General features: G+C 58.8%; 17 protein-coding genes. 13 read left to right on the top strand and 4 right to left on the bottom strand.

Translation table 11 applies throughout. The features are described 5' to 3' along the window. Positions 1-53: 53 nt before the first annotated feature. Complete coding sequence (locus tag F8N12_RS04845) at positions 54-1,538, bottom strand: NCS1 family nucleobase:cation symporter-1 (RefSeq protein ID WP_150579427.1); 1,485 nt, start codon at positions 1,536-1,538, stop codon at positions 54-56. 551 nt (positions 1,539-2,089) lie between these two features. On the opposite strand from F8N12_RS04845, the gene hydA reads away from it, so the two are divergent. The 3 genes from hydA to preA all read left to right on the top strand — a co-directional run bounded on the left by hydA (position 2,090) and on the right by preA (position 6,329). Continuing rightward, positions 2,090-3,529 (top strand): dihydropyrimidinase, encoded by a 1,440-nt coding sequence (hydA, locus tag F8N12_RS04840; protein WP_150579426.1) that lies wholly within the window; start codon positions 2,090-2,092, stop codon positions 3,527-3,529. 160 nt (positions 3,530-3,689) lie between these two features. Beyond that, entirely contained in the window at positions 3,690-5,057 is a 1,368-nt protein-coding gene (locus F8N12_RS04835; RefSeq protein ID WP_150579425.1) for an NAD(P)-dependent oxidoreductase, read from the top strand. Next, the gene (gene preA / locus F8N12_RS04830) at positions 5,058-6,329 is read left to right on the top strand and encodes an NAD-dependent dihydropyrimidine dehydrogenase subunit PreA (RefSeq protein WP_150579424.1); all 1,272 of its coding nucleotides are present in this window, start codon (positions 5,058-5,060) and stop codon (positions 6,327-6,329) included. 127 nt (positions 6,330-6,456) lie between these two features. On the opposite strand, the gene F8N12_RS04825 is transcribed toward preA, so the two are convergent. Continuing rightward, complete coding sequence (locus tag F8N12_RS04825; protein ID WP_150579423.1) at positions 6,457-7,077, bottom strand: TetR/AcrR family transcriptional regulator; 621 nt, start codon at positions 7,075-7,077, stop codon at positions 6,457-6,459. 139 nt (positions 7,078-7,216) lie between these two features. Between F8N12_RS04825 and copC the strand changes: the two genes are divergently transcribed. From copC to F8N12_RS04780, 9 genes are all read left to right on the top strand, one after another. Beyond that, positions 7,217-7,585 carry a copper homeostasis periplasmic binding protein CopC gene (copC, locus tag F8N12_RS04820; protein ID WP_150579422.1) on the top strand — a complete coding sequence of 123 codons (369 nt, stop codon included), beginning with the start codon at positions 7,217-7,219 and terminating at the stop codon, positions 7,583-7,585. A 3-nt stretch (positions 7,586-7,588) separates the two neighbouring features. Next, complete coding sequence (copD, locus tag F8N12_RS04815; protein ID WP_150579421.1) at positions 7,589-8,446, top strand: copper homeostasis membrane protein CopD; 858 nt, start codon at positions 7,589-7,591, stop codon at positions 8,444-8,446. 208 nt (positions 8,447-8,654) lie between these two features. Beyond that, positions 8,655-9,950: an OprD family porin gene (locus F8N12_RS04810; protein WP_150579420.1), complete on the top strand. Its 1,296-nt coding sequence runs from the start codon at positions 8,655-8,657 to the stop codon at positions 9,948-9,950. A 286-nt stretch (positions 9,951-10,236) separates the two neighbouring features. Further along, positions 10,237-11,052 (top strand): NAD-dependent epimerase/dehydratase family protein, encoded by an 816-nt coding sequence (locus tag F8N12_RS04805; protein WP_150579419.1) that lies wholly within the window; start codon positions 10,237-10,239, stop codon positions 11,050-11,052. Between the two features lie 44 nt (positions 11,053-11,096). Continuing rightward, entirely contained in the window at positions 11,097-11,984 is an 888-nt protein-coding gene (locus F8N12_RS04800; RefSeq protein ID WP_150579418.1) for an SMP-30/gluconolactonase/LRE family protein, read from the top strand. Between the two features lie 65 nt (positions 11,985-12,049). Continuing rightward, a complete protein-coding gene (locus tag F8N12_RS04795) occupies positions 12,050-13,021 on the top strand; it encodes a TRAP transporter substrate-binding protein (RefSeq protein ID WP_150579417.1) in 972 nt (323 codons plus the stop codon). Between the two features lie 78 nt (positions 13,022-13,099). Next, the gene (locus F8N12_RS04790; protein ID WP_150579416.1) at positions 13,100-13,627 is read left to right on the top strand and encodes a TRAP transporter small permease; all 528 of its coding nucleotides are present in this window, start codon (positions 13,100-13,102) and stop codon (positions 13,625-13,627) included. Further along, positions 13,628-14,908 carry a TRAP transporter large permease gene (locus tag F8N12_RS04785; protein ID WP_150579415.1) on the top strand — a complete coding sequence of 427 codons (1,281 nt, stop codon included), beginning with the start codon at positions 13,628-13,630 and terminating at the stop codon, positions 14,906-14,908. A 146-nt stretch (positions 14,909-15,054) separates the two neighbouring features. Beyond that, positions 15,055-15,924 carry an aldose 1-epimerase gene (locus F8N12_RS04780; RefSeq protein ID WP_150579414.1) on the top strand — a complete coding sequence of 290 codons (870 nt, stop codon included), beginning with the start codon at positions 15,055-15,057 and terminating at the stop codon, positions 15,922-15,924. 3 nt (positions 15,925-15,927) lie between these two features. On the opposite strand, the gene F8N12_RS04775 is transcribed toward F8N12_RS04780, so the two are convergent. Continuing rightward, positions 15,928-16,728, bottom strand: coding sequence for a sulfite exporter TauE/SafE family protein (locus tag F8N12_RS04775; RefSeq protein ID WP_150579413.1), 801 nt, complete (start codon positions 16,726-16,728; stop codon positions 15,928-15,930). 158 nt (positions 16,729-16,886) lie between these two features. On the opposite strand from F8N12_RS04775, the gene F8N12_RS04770 reads away from it, so the two are divergent. Next, a complete protein-coding gene (locus tag F8N12_RS04770; protein WP_150579412.1) occupies positions 16,887-17,750 on the top strand; it encodes an MBL fold metallo-hydrolase in 864 nt (287 codons plus the stop codon). Between the two features lie 131 nt (positions 17,751-17,881). Here the strand turns inward: F8N12_RS04770 and bkdR are convergent, their stop codons facing one another. After that, the gene (bkdR, locus tag F8N12_RS04765) at positions 17,882-18,370 is read right to left on the bottom strand and encodes a Bkd operon transcriptional regulator BkdR (protein WP_017339472.1); all 489 of its coding nucleotides are present in this window, start codon (positions 18,368-18,370) and stop codon (positions 17,882-17,884) included. Between the last annotated feature and the right edge of the window lie 33 nt (positions 18,371-18,403).

Below are 18,403 nucleotides of genomic sequence, written 5' to 3'. Positions count from 1 at the left end.
ATGGAATTCGCATTCCCCTGTGGGAGCGGGCATGGCCGCGAAAGGGCCATCCGCTACACCGCAGATTTCACGATTGAAAGCTGTGGTTTCATCACGCACAAACCGTAATAAATCACCCCGCCCAGCGCCGAACCGGTGAACCAGCCGTAGCTGTAAAACCAGCTGAACGCGTCACTGCCCAGCGACAGCAGCGTCAGCGCCACCGGCACACCGAACGCGATGAAACCGAACCAGTTCCACGCCGGGTAAACGTCATCGCGATACAACCCGGCGAGGTCCAATTGCTGCTTTTTGATCAGGAAGTAATCCACCACCATGATCCCGGCGATCGGCCCCAACAGACTTGAATAGCCCAGCAACCAGTTCGAATAAACCGTTTCCAGGCTCACGTCGGACACGATCAAGCCGAGCTTCTTGAACAATTCATGCGCCATCAGCACCAGGCCGACCAGCCCGGTCAGCATCACCGCTTTGGTGCGGTTGATAACCTTCGGCGCGATGTTCTGAAAGTCGTTGGTCGGCGAGACGATGTTCGCCGCCGTGTTGGTCGACAGCGTGGCGATGATGATCAAAGCCATGGCGACGGCCACCCACACCGGGCTCTGGATATGCCCGATCAAGGTCACCGGATCGGAGACCGTCACACCGACCAGTTTCACCGATGCGGCGGTCATTACCACGCCCAGCGCGGCGAACAGGAACATAGTCAGCGGCAAGCCGACGATCTGCCCGACGATCTGGTCCTTCTGGCTTTTCGCATAGCGGCTGAAGTCCGGAATATTCAGCGATAACGTCGCCCAGAAACCGACCATCGCGGTCAGCCCTGCGGCGAAGTAACTGACAACGCTCGCGCCTTCAGGTCGCTTGGGCGGGATCGCCATCAGCTCGGTCATCGACACATTCGGCATCGCCCAGACCAACAGGCCCACGCCGACCAGAACCAGCAGTGGCGCCGAGAGAGTTTCCAGCCATTTGATCGACTCGGCGCCGCGTATGACCACCCACAGGTTGAGCGCCCAGAACAGCATGAAGCCGATAACTTCCCCGGTCCCGCCGAGGGATTTCCAGCCATCGAACACCGAGCCCAGAAACAAGTGAATGGCCAGCCCGCCGAACATCGTCTGGATGCCGAACCAGCCGCACGCCACCAGCGCACGAATCAAACACGGCACGTTGGAACCGAGAATGCCGAAGGAAGACCGTAATAACACAGGAAACGGGACGCCGTATTTGGTGCCAGGGAAGGCGTTCAGCGTCAGCGGAATCAACACGATGATGTTGGCGAAAAGAATCGCCAGCAGCGCTTCGCCAACGCTCAGCCCGAAATACGCGGTCAGCACGCCGCCAAGGGTGTAGGTCGGCACACAGATCGACATGCCGACCCACAGCGCGGTGATGTGCCATTTGTTCCAGGTTCGTTCGTGCACCTTGGTCGGTGCCATGTCGTGGTTGTAACGGGGACTGTCGAGGACGTCGCTGCCGGCTTCGAGCTCGAACAAGCCGTCGCGTTCGGTCACTTGCGATCTGATCTGTTGCATGGCCGCTCCACTGTTCTTTGAATTATTTTTTGCTCATCAGGGGCTGGCGGCATCAATAAACGTGCCGGGCACTCCGTTTGCGCATCGGGCAGTTCCATAAACTTGCAGTAACGTATTGATGTTGTTGTGTTTATAAATGCATTCCGGAGAGTCTTGAGCAACTTGCGAGGCTCCCAGCACTGATGCCGGACGAGTTGTCGATAAGCTCAGGACTCAATGTGGTGCATGCATCTTTTCTCAAGCGCTGCGTACCAACCATAGACCATTCTCAAGCGGCTGATTTCATATGGAAAATCTTGACCATATTTGGATCCTGTCAAGTGCGTCAAAATGGACAAGCGCCTCACCATTTTGGTGATTCTGACGATTAATCCTTATATTTCAACAAGTTATAAAGTAAATAAGCTTATTAAAATTGTTCTTGCTGATTCGCCATTCTAAGACTAGCTTCTATTCCTGACAGCGCTGACAGGAATACACCTGTTTACGCCTGCTTCATATAAAACACTTAGAACCGGCATAAGTCGGTCATAGCCTGGGAGGAATTCGGCATGTCTTTGTTGATCCGTGGCGCCACTGTTGTTACCCATGATGAAAGTTATCGTGCCGATGTGTATTGCGCGGACGGCGTGATCAGAGCCATCGGTGAAAACCTCGACATTCCCGCCGGCGCCGAAGTGCTCGACGGCAGCGGCCAATACCTGATGCCGGGCGGCATCGACCCGCACACGCACATGCAGCTGCCCTTCATGGGCACCGTGGCCAGTGAAGACTTTTTCAGCGGCACCGCTGCGGGGCTCGCCGGGGGCACGACTTCGATCATCGATTTCGTGATTCCCAATCCGCAGCAATCGCTGATGGAAGCCTTTCACCAGTGGCGCGGCTGGGCCGAGAAGTCAGCTTCGGATTACGGCTTTCACGTCGCCATTACCTGGTGGAGCGAGCAGGTCCGCGAGGAAATGGGCGAGTTGGTGAGCCACCACGGCGTCAACAGCTTCAAGCATTTCATGGCTTACAAAAACGCCATCATGGCGGCCGACGACACCTTGGTCGCCAGCTTCGAGCGTTGTCTGGAACTGGGTGCGGTGCCAACCGTGCATGCGGAAAACGGTGAACTGGTTTATCACCTGCAACGCAAACTGATGGCGCAGGGCATGACCGGTCCGGAAGCGCACCCGATGTCGCGACCGTCGCAAGTGGAAGGTGAAGCCGCCAGTCGGGCGATCCGGATTGCCGAAACCCTGGGCACGCCGCTGTACCTGGTGCATGTCTCGACCAAGGAAGCCCTCGACGAAATCACCTATGCGCGCAGCAAAGGTCAACAGGTTTACGGTGAAGTTCTGGCCGGGCATTTGCTGTTGGACGATAGCGTCTATCAGCATCCCGACTGGCAGACCGCCGCCGGTTACGTGATGAGCCCGCCGTTCCGTCCTCGTGGTCACCAGGAGGCGCTTTGGCACGGTTTGCAATCCGGCAGCCTGCACACCACCGCCACCGACCATTGCTGCTTTTGCGCCGAACAAAAAGCCGCCGGCCGTGACGATTTCAGCAAAATCCCCAACGGCACGGCCGGCATTGAAGATCGCATGGCGGTGTTCTGGGATGAGGGGGTCAACACCGGGCGCTTGTCGATGCAGCAGTTCGTCGCGCTGACCTCGACCAATACTGCGAAGATTTTCAACCTGTACCCGCGCAAGGGGGCGATTCGAGTTGGCGCCGATGCCGACCTGGTGCTGTGGGATCCGCACGGGACGCGGACGATTTCGGCAAAAACGCATCACCAGCAGGTCGACTTCAACATTTTTGAAGGCAAGACCGTGCGCGGCGTGCCGAGCCACACCATCAGCCAGGGCCGCGTCGTGTGGGCCGACGGTGATCTGCGCGCCGAGCGCGGGGCTGGACGCTATGTCGAACGCCCTGCGTATCCGGCGGTGTTTGATTTGCTGAGCAAGCGGGCGGAGTTGAACAAGCCTGCTGCTGTGAAACGCTGAAAGCGGCCTGCGGCCTATCGCGAGCAGGCTCGCTCCCACAGGGATCTCAGGTGTTCACAAATCCTGTGGGAGCGAGCCTGCTCGCGAAGACGCCAGTCCGGACACCACAAAACTCACTGCCCACCAGAGGCAGCACCTCAACAAACCTGAGGCCAACACCGTGATCAAAACCCTGAACCATCTTCCGCACCCGCACGAAACCGCAGCCGCCCTCGCGAGCCATTTCAGCGATCTGGCGCCGCCGCTCAACGACCGTCAGGCACACCTGGAAGCTTCACGCTGCCTGTATTGCTACGACGCACCGTGCGTTAACGCCTGCCCCAGCGACATCGACATTCCGTCCTTCATCCGCAACATTCATCAGGAAAACGTTCAGGGCGCGGCGCAGAAAATCCTCTCGGCGAACATCCTCGGCGGCAGTTGCGCCCGGGTGTGCCCGACCGAAATCCTTTGTCAGCAAGCCTGTGTGCGCAACAACGCACAGGAATGTGCGCCAGTGTTGATCGGTTTATTGCAACGCTACGCGGTCGACAACGCCCACTTCAGCGCTCATCCTTTCCAGCGCGCTGCGGCAACCGGCAAACGCATCGCCGTGGTAGGCGCCGGCCCGGCCGGTTTGTCCTGCGCTCATCGCAGCGCCATGCATGGGCACGAGGTGGTGATTTTCGAGGCACGGGAAAAAGCTGGCGGACTGAATGAATACGGGATCGCCAAATACAAGCTGGTCGACGATTACGCGCAGAAGGAACTCGATTTCCTGCTGCAGATCGGCGGCATCGAAATCCGTCACGGGCACAAACTCGGGGAAAACCTGACCCTCAGCGAACTGCATCAGCAGTTCGACGCCGTGTTCCTCGGCCTCGGTCTGGCTGCCAGTAAACAGCTCGGGCTCGCCCGCGAAGAGGCGCCGGGCCTGCTCGCCGCCACCGACTACATCCGCGAATTGCGCCAGGCTGACGATCTCACGCAACTGCCGCTGGCTGACCGCTGCATTGTGCTCGGCGCCGGCAATACCGCCATCGACATGGCCGTGCAAATGGCTCGACTCGGTGCCCGCGACGTCAATCTCGTCTACCGCCGCGGTGCCGAGGACATGGGCGCGACGGGTCACGAACAGGACATCGCCAAGGCCAACCAAGTGTGCTTGCTGACATGGGCGCAACCGCAAGATGTGCTGGTCGACGAAAGCGGCAAGGTGCGCGGCATGCGTTTCGCCCGCACAACGTTGGTGGAAGGTCGCCTGCAAACCACCGGCGAAACTTTCGAACTGGCCGCCGACGCGATCTTCAAAGCCATCGGCCAGGCCTTCGATTCAAGTGCCCTCAGCGACCCGCTGGCCCGTGAGCTCAGACGCATCGGCGATCGCATTGAAGTGGACGCCAACTTGCGCACCAGCATTCCCGGGGTGTACGCCGGCGGCGACTGCACCAGCCTCGATCAGGACCTCACCGTACAAGCCGTACAGCACGGCAAACTCGCCGCCGAGGCGATCAACGCGCAACTGATGCTTAATGTGGAGGCTGCGTAAATGGCCGATCTTTCGATTGTCTTCGCTGGCATCAAATCACCCAATCCGTTCTGGCTGGCCTCCGCGCCGCCGACCGACAAGGCCTACAACGTGGTCCGCGCGTTCGAGGCCGGATGGGGCGGCGTCGTGTGGAAAACCCTTGGGGAAGATCCTGCGGCGGTCAACGTGTCGTCGCGCTACTCTGCGCACTTCGGTGCCAACCGCGAAGTGCTGGGTTTCAACAACATTGAATTGATTACTGACCGCTCGCTGGAGATCAACCTGCGGGAGATCACCCAGGTGAAAAAGGATTGGCCGGACCGCGCGGTGATTGTTTCGCTGATGGTGCCGTGCGTTGAAGCGTCGTGGAAATACATTTTGCCGCTGGTGGAAGCCACCGGCGCTGACGGCATCGAGCTGAACTTCGGTTGCCCGCACGGCATGCCGGAACGCGGCATGGGCGCGGCCGTCGGCCAGGTGCCGGAGTATGTCGAGCAGGTCACGCGGTGGTGCAAGACCTATTGCTCGCTACCGGTGATCGTCAAGCTTACGCCGAACATCACCGACATTCGTGTCGCTGCCCGCGCAGCGCATCGTGGCGGTGCGGACGCGGTGTCGCTGATCAACACGATCAACTCGATTACCAGCGTCAACCTGGAGCGCATGGTCGCCTACCCTACCGTCGGCAGCCAGAGCACTCACGGCGGTTATTGCGGTTCGGCGGTCAAGCCAATTGCGCTGAACATGGTCGCCGAAATTGCCCGCGACCCACAAACTCACGGCCTGCCGATTTCCGGCATCGGCGGTATCGGCAACTGGCGTGACGCGGCGGAGTTCATTGCGTTGGGCAGCGGATCGGTGCAGGTGTGCACGGCGGCGATGCTGCATGGCTTCCGCATTGTCGAGGAGATGAAAGACGGCTTGTCCCGCTGGATGGACACTCAGGGCTACGCCAGCCTTGCAGATTTTTCCGGACGCGCAGTGGAGAACACCACGGACTGGAAGTACCTGGACATCAACTATCAAGTGATCGCCAGGATTGATCAGGACGCGTGCATTGGCTGCGGTCGTTGCCACATTGCCTGTGAAGACACCTCGCACCAGGCAGTTGCCAGCGTCAGACAGAACGACGGAACGCACAAATATGAAGTGATTGATGACGAGTGTGTGGGCTGCAATCTTTGCCAGATTACTTGCCCGGTGGAGGACTGCATAGAGATGGTGCCGATGGAGAACGGCAAGCCGTTTCTGGACTGGAATCACGATCCGAGGAATCCGTATCATGTGGTTTGATCTTTGAATGAACGCAACCTCGTTGCTCTCAACAGCTGCTACAGGGAATCGCGTTTCTGCACGAGACGCGTAGCAGCTGTCGAGTGCAACGAGGCTGCGATCTGTCAATCAACCTGCGACCTGTTAACTACGGCTCCAATCCAATCCCGCGCAAAATCACACTCGTCACCGTCTGCACCGCTCTTTCAAACTGCATGTCTGACAGCGGCTGGTGATCATTCAGAATATTCACCTGATGATCAAAATCCGCGTAATGCTGAGTCGATGCCCAGATCATGTACAGCAGGCTCGAAGGCTCAACCGGCAGGATGCGTCCGTCTTCTACCCACTGGCGAATTTTCGCCTCTTTCATCTTGGCCCAGTCGTACAGACTGACGTCCAACGCCTCACCTAGCGTAGGAGCGCCGTTAATGATTTCATTGGCCCAGACTTTCGAGCCGTGCGGGCGACTGCGGGAGTGATTCATTTTGGCGCGGATGTAGCTGCTGAGCACCACGCGGGGGTCGTCGAACATTTCGAAACACAACGCGTCCTGCTTCCAGACCTCGAGCAAATCGAACAGCACTGCACTGTAAAGCTCACCTTTGGTACTGAAGTAGTAATGCAGATTTGAACGCGGCAACTGCACTTCAGCAGCGATGTCGGCCATCGCAGTGCCGCCGAAACCCTTTTCGGCAAAGACTTTCTCGGCCCCCAGCAAAATTTTCTCAACGTTACTGCGGCGTATCTCGATCTTGTGATTGCCCATGAGGGCTCCCTGACTGCAGCGTTGACCAAGACTAGCATCCGCTCTACCCCGCGGCGACCGCGTAAAAGCAAACGTCGTATGCGCGGTGTCTCGAAGGTAAACTGCGCGCTTATTCGAACCTGCCCGCGAGGTATCCACGATGCTGCTCAAAACCGCCCTGACCACCGCCGCCCTGCTCGGCTCACTGCTCGTCGCTTCCTCGGCATTGGCCCACGCGCACCTGAAAAGTTCGACCCCGGCGGCCGACAGCACCGTGGCTCCGCCGCCGTCAGAATTGAGCCTGGTGTTCACCGAAGGCGTCGAAGCGGACTTCAGCACGGTCACGCTCACCAAGGACGGTGACGAGGTACTGGTAAAAACCCTGAGCACTAACGGCAGCGACAAGAACACCCTGATCGTGTCGCCCGCAGCGCCACTGACGGCCGGGGATTACACGGTCAAGTGGAATGTGACCTCGGTCGACACCCACAAACTTGAAGGCACTTACAGCTTTACGGTTGGCGAGTAACTCATGCCGGATGCAATGGTGCTGTGCCGTTTTGTGCACTTCACCTTAGTACTGATGCTGTTCGGCGCGTGGGTGTTCAAGCCGTTGTTGGCGCCCGGTGAAAGCACGCTCGATGCATCGCTGCTGCGCATCAGTCGCTGGCTGGCCGTGGTGGCGCTGGTCAGTGGCATTGCCTGGTTGCTGCTGATCACCGCGACATTGACGGGGAGGCCTGACGCGGCGTTCGATCCTGCGATGATCGGCAAGGTGTTGGGCAAGACCTTCTTTGGAGAAGTGTGGGTCTGGCATCTGTTGTTGAACGTCTTGTTGATGGGGGTGCTCTGGTCTCCCCTGCGCAACCACCTACCGCTGCGCCTGATGTTGAGCGGCTTGCTGCTCTCCACACTGGCGCCGATCGGTCATGGTGCATTGCTCGATGGGCTGAGCGGCCAATTGCTGATTCTCAATCAGATCGTTCACCTGATTTGCGTGGGTGCCTGGCTCGGCGGGCTGATGTGGCTGGTAATGATCCTGCGGCAACCGGGCGACCATGATGTTCGCGTGATTTTGCGCCGCTTCAGCGGGATCGGTTATGCGCTGGTTGCGGGATTGGTGATCACAGGGTTGATCAACGTGCGCGTACTCACAGGGCAATTCTGGCCTACGCCGTGGTTGAGCGGGTTTGCATTGATCCTGTTGATCAAGGTCGTGCTGGTGGGTCTGATGCTCGGGTTGGCGCTGTTCAACCGCATGCAGATCAATGGGCGCGAGCTGCGCATGGCAACCTTACGCACCAGCGTGATGCTGGAATGGCTGCTGGGCATTGGCGCGGTGGCGGCTGTTTCTCTGTTGGGAACGCTGCCGCCGATGATTGCCGGCTGAAACACATATCCCTGTGGGAGGAAGCTTCGCTCCCACAGCTCCCACAGCCCGGTTCACGCACGGGCTCGCGGTGATAGCCGGATATCACTTTGAGTCATCCTATAAGTTCTGATTGACATTCCCCTAACCCCTCGCAAATAATCGCCGCCATGTTGTACGACGACGTATAACGACAATAAAAACAAAAAAGCAGCAAGGGAGCGTCATAGTGATCAAGCTCGTCCGCAATTCCTCCGTCAAAAGTCTCCGTCCAGCCTTCGCACCTCGTCATTCCCTGAGCCTTCTCGGCCTCGGTGGGTTAGCTTTCGCTTTGCCGATGACCGGCAACGCTGCAGGTTTCGTCGAGGACGGCAAAGCCACGCTCAACCTGCGCAATGCCTACTTCAACCGTAACTTCACCAACCCGGCCAATCCGCAGGGCAAGGCTGAAGAGTGGACGCAGAGTTTCATCCTCGACGCCAAGTCAGGGTTTACCCAGGGCACCGTGGGTTTTGGCGTTGATGTGCTCGGTCTGTATTCGCAAAAGCTCGACGGTGGTAAAGGTACCGGCGGCACCCAGTTGCTGCCGATCCATGACGACGGTCGCCCGGCGGATAATTTCGGACGACTCGGTGTAGCGCTCAAAGGCAAAGTCTCCAAGACAGAATTGAAGGTCGGCGAGTGGATGCCGGTGCTGCCGATCCTGCGTTCCGACGACGGCCGCTCGTTGCCACAGACCTTTCGCGGTGGCCAGGTCACGTCCAGCGAAATAAACGGGCTGACGCTCTACGGCGGCCAGTTCCGCGGCAATAGCCCTCGTAACGATGCCAGCATGGAAGACATGTCCATGAACGGTCGCGGCGCGTTCACTTCGGACCGCTTCAACTTCGGCGGCGGTGAATACGCGTTCAACGACAAGCGCACGCTGGTCGGCGTCTGGTATTCGGAACTGTCCGACATTTACCAGCAACAATATTTCAACGTCAGCCACAGCCAACCGGTTGGCAGCTGGACCTTCGGCGCCAACCTCGGGTTCTTCAATGGCAAGGAAGACGGCAGCGCGCTGGCCGGCGACCTCGACAACAAAACCGCATTCGCTCTGCTTTCGGCCAAATACGGTGGCAATACCTTCTACGTCGGCCTGCAGAAACTCAGCGGCGACAGTGCCTGGATGCGCGTCAACGGCACCAGCGGTGGCACACTGGCCAACGATAGCTACAACGCCAGTTACGACAACGCCAAGGAAAAATCCTGGCAGCTGCGTCACGATTATAACTTTGTCGCCGTCGGAGTTCCCGGCCTGACCCTGATGAACCGCTACATCAGCGGCGACAACGTGCACACCGGCACAATCACCGACGGCAAGGAGTGGGGCCGCGAATCGGAACTGGCCTACACCGTACAGAGCGGCGCGTTGAAAAACCTCAACGTGAAATGGCGTAACGCGACGATTCGTCGGGACTTCAGCACCAACGAATTCGATGAGAACCGGATTTTCATCAGCTACCCGCTTTCGTTGTTGTAAGGCGTAATCGGGCCGGCATGGACGCGGATGTCCAGATGTGCCCGATCAATGTGGGAGCCAGCCTGCTGGCGATGAGGCCGAGTCAGTCGCCGTCACGGGTGGCTGGCCCGCCGCCTCGCGAGCAAGCTCTGCTCCCACAGGTCAGGTGTAAAACGGTGTGTCGCAACCCTCCGTCAACTACCACCAAAGTCGCGTTGACAAGACAAGGAAAGGCTTACGATACTTCGATTATGTCGTACGACAACCTACAACAAATTCAATAACGACTGCGTGTCCAGGGACTTCCATGACTACCACTTCAGCCCCTTTCAATCGTTTGCTGCTGACCGGTGCCGCCGGAGGCCTTGGCAAAGTCCTGCGCGAAAGCCTGCGGCCTTACACTAATGTGCTGCGCCTTTCGGACATCTGCGAGATAGCGCCGGCGCGTGACGAACACGAAGAAGTCGTGATCTGCGACCTCGCCGACAAGCAGGCCGTGCATCAACTGGTCGAAGGCGTTGACGCGATCCTGCACTTTGGCGGTGTGTCGACCGAGCACTCGTTCGAAGAGATCCTCGGCGCTAACATCTGCGGCGTCTTCCACATCTACGAAGCGGCGCGCCGGCATGGCGTAAAGCGCGTGATTTTCGCCAGCTCCAACCACGTTATCGGCTTCTACAAGCAGGACGAAGTGATCGACGCCCTCTCCCCTCGCCGCCCGGACAGTTACTACGGTTTGTCCAAATGCTACGGCGAAGACATGGCCTCTTTCTACTTCGACCGGTATGGCATCGAGACCGTCAGCATCCGTATCGGCTCTTCGTTTCCTGAACCGCATAACCGCCGGATGATGAGCACCTGGCTGAGTTTCGGCGACCTGACGCAATTACTCGAGCGTTCGCTGACCACTCCGGGCGTTGGCCACACCGTGGTGTACGGCATGTCGGATAACAAGGACATCTGGTGGGATAACCGCCACGCCGCGCTGTTGGGTTTTCAGGCAAAGGACAGCTCTGAAGTGTTCCGCGACAAGATCGAAGCGCAACCGATGCCGGCCGCTGATGATCCGGCGCGGATGTATCAGGGCGGCGCCTTCTGCGCAGCCGGCCCGTTTGGCGACTGAACCTGCGTGTATGCCCACAATAAAAACCCAGGGAATGAGTTGCCATGCACGTTGAATTGATTGTCGATGCCCGTAATGCGGTCGGTGAAAGTCCGGTCTGGGTGCCCGAGGAAAATGCCCTGTACTGGGTGGATATTCCGGCCGGCGGCCTGCAACGCTGGAACGCTGACACTGGCCACGTTGACGCGTGGACCGCGCCGCAGATGCTGGCGTGCCTTGCGCGTCATCGCGATGGCGGTTGGGTCGCCGGCATGGAAACCGGCTTTTTCCGCCTGCGCCCGAACAACGATGGCAGCCTCGACAGCGAACCATTGGCAGACGTGGGCCACGCACGTCCCGACATGCGCCTCAATGATGGCCGCTGCGACCGTCAGGGCCGTTTCTGGGCTGGCAGCATGGTGCTGAACATGGGTGCAAATGCCGCCAACGGCGCACTGTATCGCTACAGCGCCGGGCAGCACGCACCGATCGCCGCGCAACTAGACGGCTTCATTGTGCCCAACGGCCTGGCGTTCAGCCCGGATGGCAAAACCATGTATCTGTCCGATTCGCACCCGTTGATCCAGCAGATCTGGGCCTTCGATTACGACATCGACAGCGGCACACCGTCGAACCGCCGCCTGTTTGTCGACATGAACCAGTTCCCCGGTCGCCCTGACGGCGCTGCGGTCGATGCCGACGGCGGCTACTGGATCTGCGCCAACGATGCCGGGCTGATTCACCGTTTTACTCCTGATGGCCGCCTCGACCGCTCACTGGAAGTACCAGTGAAAAAACCGACCATGTGCGCCTTTGGCGGCAGCCGCATGGACACCTTGTTCGTGACCTCGATTCGCCCCGGCGACGACCACGACGAGCAGTCCCTGGCCGGCGGCGTGTTCGCCCTCAACCCTGGCGTGAAAGGTCTGGCTGAACCCGTTTTTAATCCCTAGCGACACTGCTCCACTGCTGCGCCTTGAATGAACACAAAAAAAATAACAACACTGGAGACACCCTCATGGGCTTCAAACGCACCTTGCTCGCCGCTGCACTCCCGCTGGCCTTCACTTTCAGCAGCGTCGCTCACGCGCTGGAACTGAAAATTGCCGACATCCACCCCAAGGGTTACCCGACCGTGGTGGCGGAAGAACAAATGGCGAAAACCCTCACGGCCGAAAGCAACGGCGCACTGACCGTCAAAATGTTCCCCGGTGGCGTGCTGGGTTCGGAAAAAGAAGTCATCGAACAGATGCAGGTCGGTGCCATCCAGATGGCTCGCGTCAGCCTTGGCATCGTTGGCCCGGTGGTGCCGGATGTGAACGTATTCAACATGCCGTTCATCTTCCGCGACCAGGCGCACATGCGCGCGGTCATCGACGGTGAAGTCGGTGACGAAATCCTCGCTAAAATCACCGACTCCGAATTCGGCCTGGTGGCGCTGGCCTGGATGGACGGCGGCACCCGCAACATCTACACCAAAAAACCGGTGCGCAGCCTGGCCGACCTCAAAGGCATGAAGATTCGCGTGCAAGGCAACCCGATGTTCATCGAAACCATCAACGCCATGGGCGGTAACGGCATTGCGATGGACACCGGCGAGATCTTCAGTGCGTTGCAGACAGGCGTCATCGACGGTGCCGAGAACAACCCGCCGACCCTGCTCGAGCACAACCATTACCAGAATGCCAAATACTACAGCCTGACCGGTCACCTGATCCTGCCTGAGCCGATCGTGATGTCGAAAATCACCTGGGAAAAACTCACCCCCGAGCAGCAGGCACTGGTGAAGAAAACTGCCAAAGCCGCACAAGCTGAGGAACGCGTGCTGTGGGACAAAAAATCGTCCAGCAGCGAAGAGAAACTCAAGGCTGCCGGCGTCGAGTTCATCACCGTCGACAAAAAACCCTTCTATGACGCCACCGCGTCGGTCCGCGACAAATACGGCGCGCCATACGCTGACCTGCTCAAGCGTATCGAAGCCGTTCAGTAAATCTCTATAGCAATCAAACAGGCCCGGCGCAGCTGACTCGGATGTCGGTCAGCGTGCGCCCGGTTACGGTGGAACCCGATGAAGAATTTGCTGCTGCGTATTAACGACAGGATTTACATGTCCTGCATCTGGGTGGCCGGTCTGTCCGTGTTAGCCATCGCATTAATCATTCCCTGGGGCGTATTCGCTCGCTATGTCCTCGGCACCGGCTCGAGCTGGCCGGAACCTGTTGCAATCCTGATGATGCTGGTGTTCACCTTTATCGGTGCTGCCGCCAGCTATCGCGCTGGCGCGCACATGGCCGTAGCCATGGTGACCGACCGCATGACGCCGAAATTGCGCAATAGCATGAGCATCGTTTCCCAGTTGCTGATGGCTACCATCTGCCTGTTCATGACCATCTGGGGCGCCAAGCTCTGCATGTCAACGTGGAACCAGTTCATGAGCGCCCTGCCGACCCTGCGCGTGGGCGTCACGTACATGCCGATTCCGATAGGCGGGCTGCTGACCCTGGTGTTTGTTCTGGAAAAACTTCTGCTCGGTGACCAGAGCAACCGGCGGGTCGTGCGTTTCGACCTGGTTGAAGAAAGCGAAGGTGCCGCATAAATGGACGCTTTGATTCTGTTGGGCAGTTTTATCGCATTGATCGTGATCGGCATGCCGGTCGCTTACGCCCTGGGCCTGGCCGCCCTGATCGGCGCGTGGTGGATCGATATTCCGTACCAGGCGGTGATGATTCAAGTCGCCGGCGGTGTAAACAAGTTCTCTCTGTTGGCGATTCCGTTCTTCATTCTGGCCGGCGCAATCATGGCCGAGGGCGGCATGTCGCGGCGGCTGGTGGCGTTTGCCGGTGTGCTGGTGGGGTTCGTGCGCGGCGGTTTGTCGCTGGTCAATATCATGGCCTCGACCTTCTTTGGCGCGATCTCTGGTTCATCGGTCGCGGACACCGCCTCGGTAGGTTCGGTGCTGATCCCGGAAATGGAAAAACGTGGTTATCCGCGTGATTTCGCTACTGCGGTTACCGTCAGCGGTTCGGTACAAGCGTTGCTGACGCCGCCGAGCCACAACTCGGTGCTGTACTCGCTTGCCGCAGGCGGCACGGTGTCGATTGCCTCGCTGTTCATGGCCGGCATTGTTCCCGGCCTGTTGATGAGCGCGTCCCTGATGGTGCTGTGCCTGATCTTCGCGAAAAAGCGCAACTACCCTAAAGGCGAAGTGATTCCGATGCGCCAGGCGCTGAAGATCTGCGGCGAAGCGCTGTGGGGCCTTATGGCGATGGTCATCATCCTCGGCGGCATCCTCTCGGGGATTTTCACCGCAACTGAATCGGCGGCGATTGCCGTGCTCTGGTCGTTCTTCGTGACCATGTTCATCTACCGTGACTACAAGTGGAGCGAACTGCCGAAACTGATGCACCGCACGGTACGCACGGTTTCGATTGTGATGATCCTGATCGGCTTCGCCGCGAGCTTCGGCTACATCATGACGCTGATGCAGATCCCGGCGAAAATCACCACGATGTTCCTGACCCTGTCGGACAACCGCTACGTGATCCTGATGTGCATCAACGTCATGCTGCTGTTGCTGGGCACAGTGATGGACATGGCGCCGCTGATCCTGATCCTGACGCCGATTTTGATGCCGGTGATTCTGGGCATTGGCGTGGACCCGGTGCAGTTCGGCATGATCATGCTGGTGAACCTGGGGATTGGATTGATAACACCGCCGGTGGGCGCGGTGCTCTTTGTGGGGTCGGCGATCGGCAAAGTCTCGATCGAAAGCACCGTAAAAGCACTGCTGCCATTCTACGCTGTACTGTTCCTGGTGCTGCTGGCCGTGACTTACATTCCTGCACTGTCGCTGTGGTTGCCTAATCTGGTGTTGTAATCCACACGGCCAACTCCCCTCTGTAGGAGCTGTCGAGTGAAACGAAGAGGCGATGTTTTGATCTTGTCGTTAAACAGGATCAAGGGATCGCAGCCTCGTTTCACTCGGCAGCTGCTACAAAGGCGTCGGTGGATTTGAGGATTGATATGACTTCAAAACTTCTCGAACTCGAAGACTCGCTTACCCGCCTTACCCTCTCCCCCGAACGCGGCGGTGCCATCGTCAACTGGACGGTCATCGGCAGCGGTCAGCCGCTGTTCCGCCACAGCGATTCCCACGCGTTGAACACCGGCCTGGCAAATAAACTGGGTTGCTTTCCGCTGGCGCCGTGGTCCAATCGCATTGCCGGTGGCGGATTCGATTGTCCGCACGGATGGCTGGCACTCACGCCCAACAGCCTCACCGAAGCGCTGCCCATTCACGGCAGTGCCTGGCAGCAACCGTGGCAGCTACTGTCCCAAACCGATGATGAAATCATCCTGCAACTCGATAGTTCCCAGCCATTCGCCTACCGCGCTCGACAACGATTTCATCTGCGTGAAGGCCGCTTGAGCATTGAGCTGCGGGTGACTCATATGGATGATTGCTCTGCGTGGCACGGTCTTGGTTTACACCCGTACTTCCCGCGCACTGCCAACACACGGTTGCAGACCAAGGCCGAGCAGGTCTGGTTGTGCGACGCTACCAGACTGCCGACAACGCTTGGCAAGTTGCCAGCGGAATGGGATTTCCAGCAGCTGCGAGCGTTACCCGACACATTGGTCGATAACGGTTTCTGCCAGTGGGATGGACGCTGCCGAATCGAGCAGCCTGACCTGGGTTATGCGCTGGATTGCCACACCAGCGGCAGCGATTACTATCTGCTGTACTGCCCCGTGGATTTGGGGTTTTTCTGCATCGAACCAGTCAGCCATCCGGTCAATGCGCACCACTTGCCCGGTCGGCCGGGGTTGCGCCTGCTTGAGCAAGGGCAATCGGTTGAGCTGACGTTCGCCCTGCACTACCGCCCTCTCTGAGTTTCATGCGCGGATCAGCATATACGCCGCGAGCAGCAGGCAAATGCTCGCAAACCCGACCTGCAACGCCCGCGCCGGTACCTTCGCGCAAAGCCTGCGGCCGATTACCATGCCGACGATGCTGGCGATAATAAAGGTGACACCCACATCATCGATGCGCACCCCGGCGTGAAATGCGCCGATCACACCAATCGCCGAAATCAGGCTGATCACCATCAACGAAGTCGCGACGATGCCGCGCATTTGCACGTCAGTCAGTTGCTTGAAGGCCGGGACAATCAGAAACCCGCCCCCGACGCCCAGCAGACCTGAGACCACACCGGTCACCGCGCCCAGGGCAGCCAGTGTCGCCGTGCATTTGGCGGTCCACGAGAAGCGCCCGGTGTGCTGATCGAGCATGCAGTTTTTCTGACCCCAGTTGGCATGGCCATGGTCGCTGGGACCTGAATCCTGGCGCTCGCGGCGCAGCATGCGCCAGGCAACCATGATCATCAGCAGGCTGAACAGGACCATCAGGATTTTTTCCGGCAACTGATGGGCGAAGTAGATGCCGAGCGGGGAAAACAGCGCGCCCAGCAAGGCGATCAACAACGCGGCGCGATAACGCACCAGGCCGTGACGCAAACCGTCTAGGGCGCCCACTGCCGCTGCGCTGCCGACCGCGAACAAGGCGACGGGGGCGGCTTGCGTCATGCTGAAACCCAAACCGAGCACCAGCGCCGGCACGGCCAGGATTCCACCTCCAGCACCGGTCAACCCAAGTACCATGCCCATGACCAGCCCAAAAAAACTTGCCAGCACCATAAAACGCTCTTGATCAGTGAAAAGCCGGGAACGCCCGGTATCGATAGGCGACAGGATAAAGCCCGGGCCTGTTTTTAGTGAATTGAATTGATTCGGCGCTGGTCAACGCAGGGAAAATGAATTTACCCTCATGGCTCGCCCAGAGAGAATCTGCTGCCATGCCTGCCTTGATCGAACCCTTCCTCGACCCCGCCTCTTCGACTTACAGCTATGTGGTCTATCAAGTCGATGGAGGCCAGTGTGCAATCGTCGATCCGGTGCTCGACTACGATGCCGCGAGTGGGCGAACCGGCACGGCGCAGGCAGACAAGGTAATCGCTTACGTGCGCGAGCATCGCTTGCAAGTGCAGTGGTTGCTGGAAACTCATGCGCACGCCGATCACTTGTCAGCGGCGCCTTACCTGCGTCGGGAACTGGGTGGCCAGATTGCGATTGGCCAGTCGATCAGCAAGGTTCAGGACGTATTCAAGACGCTGTTCAATCTTGGGCCGGAATTGCGCAGCGACGGCTCGCAGTTCGATCATCTGTTTGCGCCGGACGAGTCGTTCATGATCGGCAATCTCAAAGCCACCGCCCTGCACGTCCCTGGCCACACGCCGGCGGACATGGCGTATGTCATCGACAGCAACTCGATCCTGGTCGGCGACACCTTGTTCATGCCGGACGTCGGCACGGCCCGCTGTGACTTCCCCGGCGGCAATGCCAGCCAGATGTTCAAATCGATCCGCAAACTGCTGGCCTTCCCGGCCAGCGTCAACCTCTACGTCTGCCACGACTACCCGCCCGAGGGCCGCGAGTCGCGGTGCATGACGACCGTGGGCGAACAGCGTCAGAGCAATGTTCATGTGCGCGATGGCATTGATGAAAGTGCCTTCGTCGAGATGCGCACCGAGCGCGATGCGGGGCTGGGGATGCCGGCACTGTTGCTGCCGGCGATTCAAGTGAACGTTCGCGCGGGGAACATGCCGCCGGCCGAAGATAATGGCGTCACGTACCTGAAAATCCCGGTTAATAAGCTCTAGGATTCAAAAGATCGCAGCCTCGTTTCACTCGACAGCTCCTACAGGCACGGCGTGCGTCCGAGTAGCAGCTCAGGAGCACGTTGTGGCGAGGGGATTTATCCCCTAGCCACAAAGCGGCTACGGGGGATGTTTCAGTTGGCGAGGGTCAGGCCATTTGCGGGCAACGGCAGGGCCGTCTTGTAGCGCACCTGCTTGAGCGCAAAGCTTGAGCGAATGTTGGCGACGCCGGGGACTTTGGTGAGAAAATCCATCATGAAGCGCTCCAGCGACTGAATGGTTGGCACCAGCACGCGGATCAGATAATCCGGATCGCCGGCCATCAGATAGCACTCCATCACCTCCGGCCGATCCGAGATCGCCTCCTCGAAATGCTGCAGCGCCTCCTCCACCTGTTTTTCCAGACTGACGTGAATGAACACATTGACGTGCAGCCCCAGCAAATCGGCATCCAGTAGCGTCACCTGCTCACGAATCAACCCCAATTCCTCCATCGCCTTGACCCGATTAAAGCAAGGGGTGGGCGAGAGATTGACCGAGCGTGCGAGGTCAGCATTGGTGATGCGGGCGTTCTCCTGCAGGCTGTTGAGAATGCCGATATCGGTACGGTCCAGTTTGCGCATGAGATAAAAACACCTGCTTTTTATGTTTATGCA

It is taken from the genome of Pseudomonas fluorescens, assembly GCF_902497625.1.
GTDB lineage: Bacteria > Pseudomonadota > Gammaproteobacteria > Pseudomonadales > Pseudomonadaceae > Aquipseudomonas > Aquipseudomonas fluorescens_BQ.
The sequence above is the reverse complement of the archived record's forward strand: the minus strand, read 5'-3'. Positions and strand labels throughout refer to the sequence as shown.